The sequence below is a fragment of the uncultured Pseudoteredinibacter sp. genome (assembly GCF_947502065.1).
Classification (GTDB): domain Bacteria; phylum Pseudomonadota; class Gammaproteobacteria; order Pseudomonadales; family Cellvibrionaceae; genus Pseudoteredinibacter.
In genome coordinates this window covers 53119-67183 of the sequence record NZ_CANMYE010000014.1, presented here as the reverse complement: position 1 = coordinate 67183, position 14065 = coordinate 53119, and the positions used below count along the sequence as shown (strand labels likewise).

The window sequence follows — 14065 nt, the reverse complement described above, 5'->3', positions numbered from 1 at the left end:
AATGTTGGGCTTAGGCGCAGAATTTTAAATCGTGCAGGAACCTGGGGTCAGACCCCAAAAGGGTCTGACCCCGCCTTTAAGTGGTAGTTGTTTCAGGTCTCACCCAGTCTATAAAAATTAGCTGAATCAAAATGTTGGGCTTAGGCGCAGAATTTTAAATCGTGCAGGAACCTGGGGTCAGACCCCAAAAGGGTCTGACCCCGCCTTAAATGGTAGTTGTTTCAGGTCTCACCCAGTCTATAAAAATTAGCCGAATCAAAATGTTGGGCTTAGGCGCAGAACTTTAAATCGTGCAGGAACCTGGGGTCAGACCCCAAAAGGGTCTGACCCCGCCTTTGGCCTTTGCCGTTTAAGAAGCATTTTGTTTCGGCAGCTCCAGTGGTAGGCGTAGGATAAACTTTGTCCACTCGCCTTCTTTACTTTGACACTTGATAGTACCGTTAAGTTTTTGGCTGACAATATTATAAAGAATGTGCAAGCCTAATCCTGTGCCGCCTCTGCCGTGACCGGTCGTAAAGAACGGATCGAAAATATGTTTTAGATTCTTCTCTGGAATACCGCAGCCACTATCCCAATATTCAAAAATAATATGCTCGCCTTCAATCTTGGCGCCAATATTTACTTTACCTACCTCCTCCTCCATGAATCCGTGTTTTAAAGAGTTGCTTAAAAGATTGGTAAATATCTGTGAGTAATCGCCTGGGGATGAGGTGATCTCCTTATCGATAGGGCAGTCGATATGGAGTGTGATCTTGCGGTAGCTGATCTGGGTTTCTAAGCTCAGCTGCAATTCTTCCATATACTCCTGAAGATTAAAGGAACGTACCTTGCCACTGCTTTGATCGACGGAGATTTGCTTAAAACTGGCAATAAGATCGGCGGCTCTCTTTAGGTTCTTGTAGGCTAAATCGGCCACATTGTGGCCTTCTTCTAGGTAGTTCTCTAACTGCTGTTGGCTCATTCGAGCATTGCAATAGTCATCGCTTAGCTGGGCAGTTTTATCTCTGAAGTGGGTGACCGCAGTAACGCTAATGCCAATCGGAGTATTAATTTCATGGGCTATGCCTGCCACTAAACTTCCTAGAGAAGCCATTTTTTCCGATTCGATAAGCTGTTCTTGGGTTTCCTTTAGATGATCAATAGTGAATGTTAACTCATTATTAGAAGCTCGCAGCTCCAGGGTGCGCTCTTCTACCTTTTGGGTCAGCTCTTTATTAAAACCCATGATTTTTCGCTTCGCTGCGTTTTGCATGGTGATATCAGTTGCAAAACCAATAATCTCTTCGATTTGACCATTGTCATCGCTGTTGGCAAAACTGTTCCAAAGGATATCTCGGCAGCTACCATCGCGATGAGTAATTTGCATTTCGATGTTACTGCTAAGGCCCTTATTCATATTGTTAAACAAATCATCGACTTGTCGATAAGAGTCCCCAGGGAAAAGCAGTTGCCACCAATTTTTTCCGATTAAATCCTGTTGTTTAAAGCCTGTTATATGTTCGGTAATCGGGTTGCTAAATAATACCTTGCCACTGCTATCTAAACCGCAAATCATATTGGAGGAGTTGTTAATAATATTAGCGCTGTAGTCCTTTTCTTTATTGATGTCGGTAAAGGCTTGTGCATTTTCAATGGCGATAGCCGCTTGCCCAGCTAAAAGAGATAGAAATTGAATATGCTGGCGATTAAAGCCATTGCTAAGATGTTTGTTTTCTAGATAGATCATCCCGATGCTTTTCGCTTGATGGCGAAGGCTAATTGCTAGCACCGACAAGGATTTATTTAACTCCTGCTCTACAAAGGCACTTTCAGAATTGTCGAAACTTTCCAGTACATAATCTTTTTCGTCTAATAGGCAACTCTTAATGACCTCATGCTTAAACTGATATTGGCTCAGGCTCTTATTATTATCGATACACACTACGGTTTTTCCGTCGAGAATCTTATAGGCTTTTAGTTCTGTGACTAGGTTTTGATGAAGAATGATACTGGCGCTGGTGGCCCCGGAATTTTGTTGAATGGTTTCCAGTAGTTTGGTCAAAAGAGTGTCAATTTCCTTAACTTCTGACAGCAGCTCGATGCTGCTGCTTAATGCGTCTAGATTCAGCTGTGCATTTAGATTGTGGCTATCGCTTTGATCGTTTTTTATAAGTTCTGGGAATTCGCTTTCTAGCGCTGAGCATTTGCTAAGATGTCCCCATTTCTCATAGCAGTTGTAGGCAAGCTCTAGCTGTATAAAAGCGTAGCTACGGATATTTTTGCTCAACAGGTAACGGGCAAAAAACTCATGGCCTAGCGCCTGATCGATAGGAATCAATGATTGTTGTATGGTTTGTAAGGCATCTTCAAACAGTGGAATGGCTTCGGCAAGCTCCGCAGCTTGTGCGGCCAGTGCGGCTTCTAGCAGCTTTTGCTTGCCTAGAAAGTTATCGGGGCAGTAAGGGGCGAAATTACTAAGCAAGCGAATACTGTCATTAACATGTTGGTACTGATCTTCGTTCAGACCTTGCCCTAAGCCTTTTTGCAGCAGCGCCAACGAGCTGCATAAGCGATATAGAAACACTACCATGGCTCCAGGCATGGTATCTATATAACTTTTTACGGTGGGGCTGTAAGCAATGGCCTTATCTATTTGCTGCATTATGAGCATCGCTTGCAGCTTTAAGGTGGTGTAGATACCTAAGTAGGTAAAATGTTTTCTTTCACTAAGATACTCGTGCAGCCATTTTTCATCGATATGCTCACCAGAAAAGCTGATGCCATCACTGTTTTTGTCCGTTAGTGTGCTTAGGAACTCCCATAAAAACTTATTCATAAAGATGGGGTCATCTTTACCAAACTCTTCCAGCTTTCGGTGTACGCTGGGCAGGCTCTTTAGTATATCGTCTAAATTAGGGTCAAAGTTCCAAGCGTAATAGGGTCTTTGCGAAGCGGCCATTGATCCGTAGTCGTAGTCACTGGCTTCCATGGCAAACTCGGCGGCCATATCGAAATACTCATAAACATCCCTGCCGGGCGCATGAAAGTGAAAGGTGTTACAGGCGTACATGGTGTACAGCTGAGTGCGAATTCCGCGATCGTCTATTAAAGTGGATTGGTTTAATGCCGCCTCACCTAACTCGATCCCCATTTCGACTTGTTCGGCGGCAAATAGAATGCCTGCCATGGCCATCATGCCCAAAGGGGAGTGATCTGACATCCCTTTTTGGAGTGATATATTAATGCTTTGATATACCATAAAAGGAAAGATTTCAGGTGCGCCCAAATAGGCTGGCAGGCTGCCGACAACCAGCACCTCTTGCTGTGCTATGGCGAGATGATCTTTACACAGTGGCATGCTCACCATATCGTGGATGCCGTATTCTAAGATAGCACCAACCGTATTGCTGAATTCTTCAATGGCCTTGTGTTCTAGGTTCTTATTGGGCAGCTCTATTTCTAGCTCGGCTAATGATTGTTTAAGTGTCTTAACCGCTAACGGTAAATTTTGATTAGAAGCAAAATGCCTAAACTGAATGATAGAGGTGTTGGCTTTTTCGATGGGTGACTTTGCGTTTTTCGATACCTTCGCAAAGGCTTCTTCACCTTTTTTATACTGCTGATTTAGGAATAACACTTCCCCCAAATTGCTGTATAGATCAATTGCTAGGTGATGATCTGTGTTAAATGGTGATCCGGGGATAAACTTTAACGCCATCTCGAAACTATCGAGTGCAAGTTGATAGGCTGCATTAAATTTATATTGTTTACCTTGTTGAATATTTAACCTGGCCAATAGCAGTCGCTCATCGGGCTCATTGATATATGGCTCGGCGGCATTGAAGTGTTGGATAAACTTCTCTGCATTAATAATTTCTTCGTTCTGGCTTTGCAGCTTAGCGAGAATGCTGCGCCCAGCATTAAGGTGGTACTGGCAAATTTTTTCTTCACTTAGACCTTCAATTGTGGCTTGTTGAATACGGTCGTGAACAAATAAAATATTCTGTTCTACCTTAATCAGCAGCTTTGCCTTGATTAAGCTTTCCAGCGTTTCTTCGTAGCTTGATAGTACGCAGTTATTGACGGTGTTAATTTGCTGAATGCTAAAACGATTGCCCAACACGGCCAGCTGTTCTAGGAAGGCTTTACTGCCCTCATCAAGTTGTTCGATCTGCTCTTGGAGGTGATTAATAATACCGCCTACCGCTAACTTTTTAAGCTGTTCAATATCAACTTCAACGATGCCTAGCTCGTTACGGTAAATATTTTCATCGCGAATAAGTTTATTAAGCAGGCTTTGAATATGGAAAGGGTTGCCAGCCGAGCGCAAGGTGATTTGAGTACATAATGTATCTAGCTGGCTTTGATTGTTTTCTAGCAGCTCTCCCAGCCATCGCCGAATCGCCTGGCTGCTTAAATCTTGTAACTCAATTTTATGGTGCTCTATAGCTCGCTTGGGCAGTTTTTCTAAGAAGCTGCTTGCAGGGTGTACGTCGCTTACCTCTTGATTGCGATAAGAGAGAAAACACATAAAGCCTTTGTTAGGGGCATCTATCATGGCTTCCATTAGCGCGATGCTGGCGCTATCAGCCCACTGTAAATCATCTAAGAAAAGAACGATGGTAAAACCCTGTGAGCAAATGCAGCGAAAGAAATTTTGCATCAGCAGATTGCGGCGTTGGGTGTTTTCTCGAGGAGAGGCCGAGCTTAGTTCGGCCTGCTGGCCGATGATGGCTTCCATTTGAGGTGCTATTTCTAACAGCACCTTGCCGAGTGAGCCCACGGCATCCTGAATGGAATCTCGAATCAACTCCAACTCGGCGGCTGGCAGTTGAAGGCATTGGCGGCTGAATTCCGCTAGGGCATCGGCAATGGCGCTATAAGCTTTACCTCGGTTTAGCTGATCGAATTTCCCGCTGATGAATAAGCCTTTGTCTGCACCTATGGCGGTGAATAGTTGTCGAATTAGTGCGGTTTTACCTATGCCCGCTGCGCCGGTAATTTCAATAACATGGGCGCTGTGGCGACTGTGGCTGAGTAGGCTATTTAATTGTTCGAGTTCTTCGTCACGGCCATAGAGTAGGGAGCTTAGGCGGATCGGCTGATCATTGCTGTCGCTGCTGGGTTTAAAGTTCTCAATATCCTGCCCAATCAGTTGGCTTTGCTCTATGCGTTTGAAGTCCTCTAACACCAGCTTTAGATTTTGGTAGCGATTCTCCGGCTCTTTATCCAAGAGCTTATTCAGTAAAGCGGATAGGGATTTTGGCAGGTCTTCGCGTAATAAATGTATTGGCTTGGGATCGTGCGCAATATGGGCATAAATAAGATCGGCGGCTTCATCGGCATTAAAGGGTGGGGCGCCGGTGAGCATATAGTAGAAGCAGCAGCCAAGAGAGTAGATGTCACTACGCCAGTCGACAGCCGTATTGGTGCGGCCGGTTTGCTCTGGTGAGATATAGGCTAAAGAGTCGAGTAGGCTAGGCGGCAACTCAAATTCAATATTGTGCTCGGTGAAGCGACTGGCTTGCCCGAAGTCGATGAGCTTTGCTGTGTCAAAACTATCATCAACCACAATATTGTCGGGGCTGATATTGCGATGGGCAAGTCCTTGGCTGTGAAGCTCAAACAGAGCCTTGCAAATCTCTTGGGCAATACGTAAAAAGCGACCTAGTTGCAAACCTGTGCCGGGGATATGTTGTCCTAGTGGAGATAGCGCATCGTCGCGATAAACGACGACTAGCTGATTGCTAAGATTGTGGATATCAATGGGTCTTACAGATCGACGGCTTCTGAGTTTTTGTGATAGTTGGTACTCACTTTGTAGTTGTTCAAAGTGGCGCTGTTGATGTTCTACATGGCAGGTTTTTAAGATCACAGGGGTGCCATCGGAGCGACGAATAGCCCGATATATATTGCAGTAACGACCACTATGAATTTGGTCGTTAATCTCAAAGTGTTCCTGCACCGCTGTCCCCTTAATGCCTTTGCTATTTTTATAATAGGCACATCGCGCGCAATCAGCCTCTCGCATTGCGTTAATGGTGGCTTGGCGCTTTACTTCCCTACTTCTCAATGAGTGTGAACGGCATTAGTTTAGCGCAGGGATCGGGTAGCCGGAGTCGCCGCTTAGCAAATTCGTACCAATTTATTAGTTTTAAGGCCTGAGTCGCCACTTGTGAGACGTACTAATTTAGAGGGGGTGCCGGATCCGCTTTGGCAGCGGTTTAGATCAATATAGTGCTTGCTAATCCGCTTAGTGGTCGCAATTTGCTGGGGTTTTGGCGCCAAGCCGTTATAATGCACGGTTTTTTATCCCCCGCGGGATCGACAGTAGCCGAGAGCCATATTGATGACCACTGAAACTACCGAAGCTATCCAGCAGCGCCGTAGCTTTGCCATTATTTCTCACCCCGATGCGGGTAAAACCACCATTACTGAAAAGCTCCTGCTTTTAGGTCAGTTAATTCAGGTGGCGGGCTCAGTTAAAGGCAAAAAGGCTGATCGCCATGCCACCTCCGACTGGATGGGCATGGAACAGGAGCGTGGTATCTCGGTAACCTCATCGGTTATGCAGTTTCCTTATCGTGGACGCATGGTCAACCTGCTGGACACCCCAGGTCACGAAGACTTCTCTGAAGATACCTACCGAACCCTAACCGCTGTGGATTCAGCCTTGATGGTTATCGATGGCGCCAAAGGTGTGGAAGACCGCACCATTAAGCTGATGAATGTATGTCGTTTACGCGATACTCCAATCGTGGGCTTTGTGAACAAGATGGACCGTGATATTCGCGATCCTATCGAGCTATTGGACGAGATCGAAGAAGTTCTAAAAATCGAAGCTGCTCCGATCAACTGGCCGATTGGCATGGGTAAAGAGTTTAAAGGGGTTTATAACCTTTACACCGATACTATTCATGTCTTTGAGCAAGGCAAGAACTACGTGTTAACCGATGATGTACGTATTGAAGGTATTGAATCGGACGAAGCTAAAGAGCTGTTGGGCGTTTATTACGAAGATTATCTAGAAGAAATTGAGTTGGTACGTGGCGCTAGCCATGAGTGGGATCAAGAAGCTTTCTTGGCGGGTAAGCTAACTCCGGTTTTCTTCGGCACCGCACTGGCCAACTTTGGTGTGCGCGAAATGCTGGATGACTTTGTTGAATGGGCACCAGCGCCATTGGCTCGCAATACTGAAACCCGCGAAGTTGATCCGGTTGAAGAAAAATTCAGTGGTTTTGTTTTTAAAATTCAGGCCAATATGGATCCAAAACACCGAGATCGTATTGCCTTTATGCGTATCTGCTCTGGCAAATATACCAAGGGCATGAAAATGCGCCATGTGCGTTTGGGCAAAGATGTAAAAATTGCCGATGCTGTTAGCTTTAAAGCTGGTGAGCGTGAGCTATTAGATGAAGCTATGTCGGGTGATATTATCGGTCTGCACAATCACGGCACTATCCAAATCGGTGATACTTTCACTGAAGGTGAGGTGCTGAAATTCACTGGTATCCCACACTTTGCGCCGGAAATGTTCCGCCGTATTCGTTTGAAAGATCCTCTAAAAACCAAGCAGTTACAAAAAGGTTTGCAGCAGCTATCGGAAGAGGGCTCTACCCAGGTATTTTTCCCGCTAAATTCCAATGACATTATTGTCGGTGCGGTGGGGGTTCTGCAGTTTGAAGTGGTTGCCTATCGCTTGAAAGATGAATACAAGGTAGATGCTATTTACGAATCGGTAAATGTGAATACCGCGCGCTGGGTAGAATCAGAAGATGATAAAAAGTTTGAAGAGTTTAAGCGCAAATGTTCAGACAATTTAGCGCTTGATGGTGGTGGTCACTTAACGTATCTGGCACCCACGCGGGTTAATCTATCATTGAGTGAAGAGCGCTACCCTGAGGTAGTATTCCGCTCAACTCGAGAACACTAATAATAAAATAGCTGTGACTGTGAAGAGTAAGTAGGTGAAGTAATGGGACCGATTAAAACTGAAGCCCCCGAGAATATGCCCCGCCTAGGTAACGCCTTTAGCCGTTGGCTAGGTCGTTGCTTATTGCGTATGTTTGGTTGGACTCTTGAGGGCACCTTGCCCAATGAAAAGAAGATCATGGTGGCACTAGCGCCGCACACTTCTAATTGGGATTTCGTGGTTGCCATGCCAGCTATTATGGGCCTAGGCGTAAAAATCTCTTACCTAATGAAAAAAGAAGCTTTTTTCTGGCCTATGGCGGGTACCTGGAAATGGTTGGGCGGTATTCCTACCGATCGCTCCGCAGCTGGCGGCGTGGTAGAGCAGGTAGCCAGCTACTATGCCGAGCATGATAAATGTTGGGTAGCCATTACCCCCGAAGGTACACGCTCAAAGGTAGATAAGTGGAAAACAGGCTTTATTCGCATTGCCCATCGCTGTGAGGTTCCTGTTGTTGTGATTGGCTTTGATGGCCCCGGAAAGCGAATCGTGATTGATAAGAGCTACTACAGCCAAGGTAACTATGAGGCTGAAGCCGATGAGTTGCGAGATTACGTTAACGAGAAGTTTGTTGGTATTTCTCCGGAACACCAGTAGGTTCGTAAATCGGATAAAAGCCAAAGATTAAAAGGTATAAAATGAGCGAGAGCCAAGTAGCAAACACAGAGCAGGAGAGTGCGGACAAGCGCTTAATCTCTCCGGCCGCTCTTGAAAAGTTGCGCACAGTATTGGTTAGCTTGTTTTCGCAGGGCTTGTTCCATGAGGTGGGTATTCGCGATATCTGTACTCAAGCGAAGGTTAGTCCGAAAACTGTTTATAAGTACTTTGGTAATAAAGAGCAGCTACTGGCGGCCTGTGTAGAGCAAGATTTGCAGGATTTAGCGGATCTGACCGCAGAGAAAGTAGAGCAGGCCATATCTATACGGGATAAAGTTCGTGCTCAAGTTGATGTGATTTTGGGTTTTTATCAGCAAAGGCCAGAAGTTGCTCGCATGGTCTTCTTGAATATCCCTATCGCCTATTGGCTGCAAAGTGCATCTCCTGCGCATTTTCAGCACCGTCAAATTGGTCGTGATGTATATCGCCTGGCTTTGGAGCAAGGTTTGGTGCGGGGTGATTTGCGCGATGATGTTATTTCAGAAATGATCGCCGGTGGTATTAACCGTGTGATCAGCTGGTGCCTGTATGAAGGCAAAGCAGATCAGCTATCGGATTATGCTGAAGACTGCTTCACCTATATTTGGGCCGCTATTGAAGCTCAAAAGCCAGCTTAAGCTTAGAGCTTTTGCTGGGCCATTTTCTCCAATAGTTTTTGATATTTTTTAAGCGTTTTTAGTAAGCGAGCTTTTTGCTTATCGCTACTCAGCTTTAATAGGTCACTAAATAACTGGCGCTGCAATGGGCGATTAATGTCCGTTAACTGGCGTTTTTCCTCGGTCCAGTTTTCTCTTGGGTTATCAAATAAGGCCATTAATTTTGCTTGGCTATGTTCATCTCTTGGCGCTTCTAAGACAGCCCTAAATTGCTCTTGCCAGCGCAAGCGCTCAGTCAGCTCGATTTCAGCGCCCAGTTGAAACTCTTCAGACCACTGTTTAATTCTAGCTTTTTGTTCTGAACTGAGCTTGCCTAGATACTCTTTGGCTTGCTTTTCCATACCTTTGCGGCCGCGCTCGCGACGCTCTTCGGCGCTGCGATCGTTGAACTTTTCGCTAAGCTCTTCATTGTTTTCTTCGATCTGCTTGTATAACTGCTGTCTTTGCTTTTCATCTTGATCCAATGTGAGTTCGGCTAGTAAGGGGCCGCCTTTATGCAGTAGGCGCTTCCATGCTGATTGAGCCTCTTCTTCGAGCTTTAGAATTTGCTCTGGAGAGATTTCACCTTGCTCCAAGCTTTGTTGCAGGCTTGCCAGAATTTCTTGGTAGCGCGGCAGCTCTTCTTGCTGGTGCCAAACATGCCAGTCATCAATGGCTTCTGCTAACTTCTGCTGCTGCTCGCGATTTAAGTCGAGGTACTCTTCGATTTGGTTTTCCAACCACCAATCGGCTAATCGATATGCATATTGGCTGCTGCAAGCACTGAGTAGCAATATGCCGATAAGAAGTATAAGGCGACGATAGATGGCCATGGATTATCCTGTTCAGCTCTTGTTAAGTTTGGCGTTAGAAAGTAACATGCGGTTATACCCGCCATTGCATTAGACGATAAAAATTTCATTTAGTGCAATGTCCTTTGAGTTTTGTCGCTGCTTGATCGGGTCAGAATGCGGGTTTAACAGGCTGTTAGGCCGTTGTTTATTGGCTTTGGGGTAACGCAGTAAGCCTATAAACTAATAGAGCACTATAAAGAACACCATAAAGAACGCCATAAATATAAAACCACAATATAAAGCCACAACTTTTAAAAGCGCTGAATAAAAGCACTTTGAAATTGTATACAAAATGGCTAAAAGAAATTGGGTACAAGGCTTTTTGTCTAGGGGGACGATAAGTGAAAGCAGATATTCTTCCAAATTTGGAGGATGTTGAGCTCTTAGATCGAATGGAGCAAGCAGCTACAATACGAGTTAGCTTGTACGATAATCATGGCCACAAAATGGTATTTATGGCCGAGCACAACCGTCATGGTCAGCAGGCAATTGCCGCCAACAGCTTGACCTATATTCAGCAACTATTAGACAAGTTCGAGCTGCAGGCGAGTGACTGCGAATTCTATCGCTATGTCTTTTCTCCCGCCAGCGGGCCGATTCTGGGGCGTTTTTCCTTGAAGTTATCTGGCGAAAAGCCAGTCAGCTATTCAATGAAAATGTTGAGCCAAATCGAGCTAGATCATGTTTCGAAATTGCTGGAAGTGATTCCTCAAGGTGAGTTACGCCAAGCGGTGTAAGCGCCATTGTTTATGGCCAAACAAAGCCAGCGATAGCAAGCAGCACAGCAAGGCCAATAAATTGCCGAAACGTGCAAACGGTGTGCTGCCTTGCATTTGATAGATTTCGCCGCTTAGATGAGTCTGTTTAAATTGCTCGGCCTGCTTAAGTATTTTTCCATCAGGCCCCACAATCGCGGTGATTCCGGTGTTAGTTGCTCGCAATAAATAACGCTGATTCTCTAAAGCGCGCATTTGCGCTATTTGCATATGCTGCAAAGGCCCAATTGATTTACCAAACCAGGCATCGTTGCTGAGGGTAATCAAAACAGGGTGTTCATTATCTTTCGCGCGTGCCAGCTCGGGGTACACAATCTCATAACAAATTAATGGCGTAAGCTGAGTGCCAGCTTGCAAATGATTATTTAAACGGCTGTAATTTTCTGGGCCCGGTTTAATAATCGAGGTAGGCAGATTAAAAAAGCTAATCGTCCCGCGCAGCCATTCCTCTAAGGGCACATATTCCCCAAAGGGCACAAGCTTGCGCTTGTGGTAAGCACCATCACCCATGCCGAGTGCTACAGCGGAGTTATGATAGCGACCATTCTCACGTACCAAGCTGCCCGTAATAAATAAGGTTTGGCTAGCTTTCGCACGTTCCTCTACTAAATCGTAAACGGTTCTCGCTCGATGTAGCGGTAGTGGAATAGCGGCCTCTGGCCAGATAAGCCAATCGCTATCTTCCCAAAGCTCATCGCTTAAACTTAAGTAACGATCAATGGTGGTTTGCAGAAAATGCGGCTTCCACTTTAGCTCTTGTGGAATATTGGCTTGAATCATCGCGACTTTAATCTTGTCGCCTTGCGGCGCTGCCCATTGCAGGGTTTGAAGAGCTAAGCCCGCGAGCCAAGGCAGCAGCGCCAAGGCTAGATATTTTGCTTTGCGGCTTAGCCCTTGCTTCGCCAAACCTAAGGCAAGTGCTGCGGCCGAAAGAGCCAAAGCAAAGTCCAATAAGAAGACACCTCCGATAGGCGCCCAGCCGGCAAGTGATGTTGTGATCTGGCTGTAGCCCACATATAGCCAAGGAAAACCAGTAAACAGCCAGCTACGGCTCCATTCGCCTAAAACGTATACCGCTGCAAGCGCCAACACAAAGCTGGAATCACGCCGAGCGGTGCTACTAAATTTTTCTACGATACGCTGAAAAATAACAAAAGGTATACAGAACAAAAACGCTAAGGCGAGAACAAATATGCCGGTTAAGGCCCCAGCTAAGGGTGCCGATGACAGCCCAAAATCATGAATGCTGGTATACACCCACGAAGCGCCAATGCCAAACAAGCCGCTACCAAAAAAGAAGCTGTGCCAGCCTAGCGAATGCTGTTTATCGAGCAGCAGGCGAAACCATAGGCTTAAAGCGATAATGGCAATGGGCCAGATATCAAAAGGAGCCATTGCCAAAGGTAGGCTTGCACCGCAAGCAAGAGAAAATAAGTAGGGCAGCTTTTTCTGCTCGCGAAGCAGTTTCATCATTATGTATTATCCGCCGGCCAGCTTAACCGTATGACCTTGTTTTTCTAACTCGGCCTTAATGACTTCGCGTTGATCACCTTGAATCTCAATCACAAAATCTTTCACACTGCCGCCAGTGCCACAAAGTTGCTTCAAGCGTTTGGCTAGCTTTTTAAGTTCAGCCGCTTCCATTTGTAAACCGGTGACCAGGGTAACGCCTTTGCCCTTGCGACCTTTGGTTTCACGCATGATGCGAACAATGCCATCACCTTCAGGTGCGCTAGCAACTTCTTTCTCTTCTTTTACACGACCTTGATCGGTGGAATAAACGAGGCGGGAATTTTTACTCATGATGATCTTCTTTCTGATTTTGGCTGTGGTCACACGCTTGCAGCTGCTGCTGGGCGGCACCCATCACTATCATGGCTATACCGAGGGCAAACAATGATAAAGCTGGCATTGCGCTATCTCGCCAATAGGCTAGCAGCGGCGCAATAATCAGGCAGCATAACACCCCAACCGAGATCAGTTTTTCCGCTTGCTCTGGTAGCTTGCTATACCCCCCACAATTAGGGCAACTTACCGGCTCGCGGGCGAGTAATTGCTTGCGCCAGAGCTTATCGGCCTGCTCGGCTTTACTAAGCTTATGTTGGCAGTGTGGGCATTGCAGTGCTTTAAGGTTTAAAGGCACAGCGTGTTCCTTATAAAAAGCCCTATTGTATGAATTCCCTATGGCAATTCATAGCTTTAGGCGAGTTTGGCTGATACGCCAGAGTTTGGGTAGAATGAGCAGCTTAATGCTAGAAAGGAACAAATGGTGTCTGGGGCAAATCAAGTCGATGACAAGCAGGAGCCTGCGGCTGATAGTTTAAAGCTAAAGTTGCGCCGTATTATCTTTGGTACAGTCAGCCCGGAAGGTAAGGCCTTCGATATCGTGCTGATCTATGTCATCCTGCTCAGTGTGCTGGTGGTTATGCTGGATTCGGTAAGCTGGATTGGTGAAGCTTATCGAGAGGTGTTCTGGGGCTTAGAGTGGGCCTTTACTGCGATATTCACGCTTGAATATGTGGCGCGCTTATACTGCGCCAAAAGCCGCTGGGCTTATGCCAGTAGTTTTTATGGCATTGTTGATCTGCTCTCTATCCTACCGATGTACTTATCATTGATCAGTGGTGATGCAACCTATCTATTGATGATTCGTATCCTGCGTGTTTTACGGATTTTCCGAGTTCTCAAATTAGCTAACTATCTATCTGAAGCCAATGTGCTTATTCGGGCCTTATTGGCATCACGACAAAAGATCTTTGTTTTCTTTGCGACGGTACTGGTATTGGCAATGATGTTTGGCTCTTTGATGTACGTCGTCGAAGGCCCGGCCCATGGTTTTACATCGATTCCAAAGAGCATCTACTGGTGTATCGTTACAATTACCACGGTAGGCTACGGTGATATCACCCCACAAACAACGGCGGGGCAGATGGTGGCCGGTTTTGTAATGCTGACGGGTTATTCCATTATTGCGGTGCCGACGGGCATTCTAACGGCCGAGCTATCTCGCGAGATTCAAACTCACCGCGATCATCGCTTTTGTGAAGAGTGTGGCAAGGCTGGACATGAGCATGATTCGAAGCACTGTAAAGCTTGCGGGCATGAGTTGCCGCCGCCGGGGTAGATTGCTAACCGCACTTTTATAGAGGGCAGAGTTGTAAAGATGTGCAGATCTGAACGAGTATCATAGCC

10 protein-coding genes are annotated in these 14065 nt (G+C 46.0%); 5 read left to right on the top strand and 5 right to left on the bottom strand.

The features are described 5' to 3' along the window. Positions 1–349: 349 nt before the first annotated feature. Positions 350–5944 (bottom strand): AAA family ATPase, encoded by a 5595-nt coding sequence (locus Q1A41_RS19470; protein WP_299982590.1) that lies wholly within the window; start codon positions 5942–5944, stop codon positions 350–352. 381 nt (positions 5945–6325) lie between these two features. On the opposite strand from Q1A41_RS19470, the gene Q1A41_RS19465 reads away from it, so the two are divergent. The 3 genes from Q1A41_RS19465 to Q1A41_RS19455 are packed head-to-tail and all read left to right on the top strand — an operon-like array spanning position 6326 to position 9225. After that, entirely contained in the window at positions 6326–7912 is a 1587-nt protein-coding gene (locus tag Q1A41_RS19465) for a peptide chain release factor 3 (RefSeq protein WP_299982587.1), read from the top strand. Between the two features lie 42 nt (positions 7913–7954). Next, the gene (locus Q1A41_RS19460) at positions 7955–8548 is read left to right on the top strand and encodes a 1-acyl-sn-glycerol-3-phosphate acyltransferase (RefSeq protein WP_299982584.1); all 594 of its coding nucleotides are present in this window, start codon (positions 7955–7957) and stop codon (positions 8546–8548) included. Positions 8549–8589: 41 nt separating this feature from the next. Continuing rightward, positions 8590–9225, top strand: a complete 636-nt coding sequence (locus tag Q1A41_RS19455; RefSeq protein ID WP_299982581.1) for a TetR/AcrR family transcriptional regulator — start codon at positions 8590–8592, stop codon at positions 9223–9225. Between the two features lie 2 nt (positions 9226–9227). Here Q1A41_RS19455 and Q1A41_RS19450 read toward each other — a convergent pair whose 3' ends face one another. After that, positions 9228–10076 (bottom strand): DUF6279 family lipoprotein, encoded by an 849-nt coding sequence (locus Q1A41_RS19450; protein ID WP_299982578.1) that lies wholly within the window; start codon positions 10074–10076, stop codon positions 9228–9230. Positions 10077–10438: 362 nt separating this feature from the next. Here Q1A41_RS19450 and Q1A41_RS19445 point away from each other — a divergent pair, with 362 nt between their 5' ends. Continuing rightward, positions 10439–10834, top strand: a complete 396-nt coding sequence (locus tag Q1A41_RS19445; protein WP_299982575.1) for a hypothetical protein — start codon at positions 10439–10441, stop codon at positions 10832–10834. On the opposite strand, the gene lnt is transcribed toward Q1A41_RS19445, so the two are convergent. From lnt to Q1A41_RS19430, 3 genes are read right to left on the bottom strand one after another with little or no spacing between them, the layout of a single operon-like run. Beyond that, positions 10817–12346, bottom strand: a complete 1530-nt coding sequence (gene lnt / locus Q1A41_RS19440; protein ID WP_299982572.1) for an apolipoprotein N-acyltransferase — start codon at positions 12344–12346, stop codon at positions 10817–10819. The two genes, Q1A41_RS19445 and lnt, sit on opposite strands and share 18 nt — an antisense overlap. 6 nt (positions 12347–12352) lie before the next feature. Then, a complete protein-coding gene (gene yciH / locus Q1A41_RS19435) occupies positions 12353–12676 on the bottom strand; it encodes a stress response translation initiation inhibitor YciH (RefSeq protein WP_363322492.1) in 324 nt (107 codons plus the stop codon). After that, positions 12669–13016 carry a hypothetical protein gene (locus Q1A41_RS19430; RefSeq protein WP_299982569.1) on the bottom strand — a complete coding sequence of 116 codons (348 nt, stop codon included), beginning with the start codon at positions 13014–13016 and terminating at the stop codon, positions 12669–12671. Before Q1A41_RS19430 ends, yciH begins: the two co-directional genes overlap by 8 nt. A gap of 189 nt (positions 13017–13205) precedes the next feature. On the opposite strand from Q1A41_RS19430, the gene Q1A41_RS19425 reads away from it, so the two are divergent. Next, complete coding sequence (locus Q1A41_RS19425; protein ID WP_299982596.1) at positions 13206–13997, top strand: ion transporter; 792 nt, start codon at positions 13206–13208, stop codon at positions 13995–13997. Positions 13998–14065 lie beyond the last annotated feature (68 nt).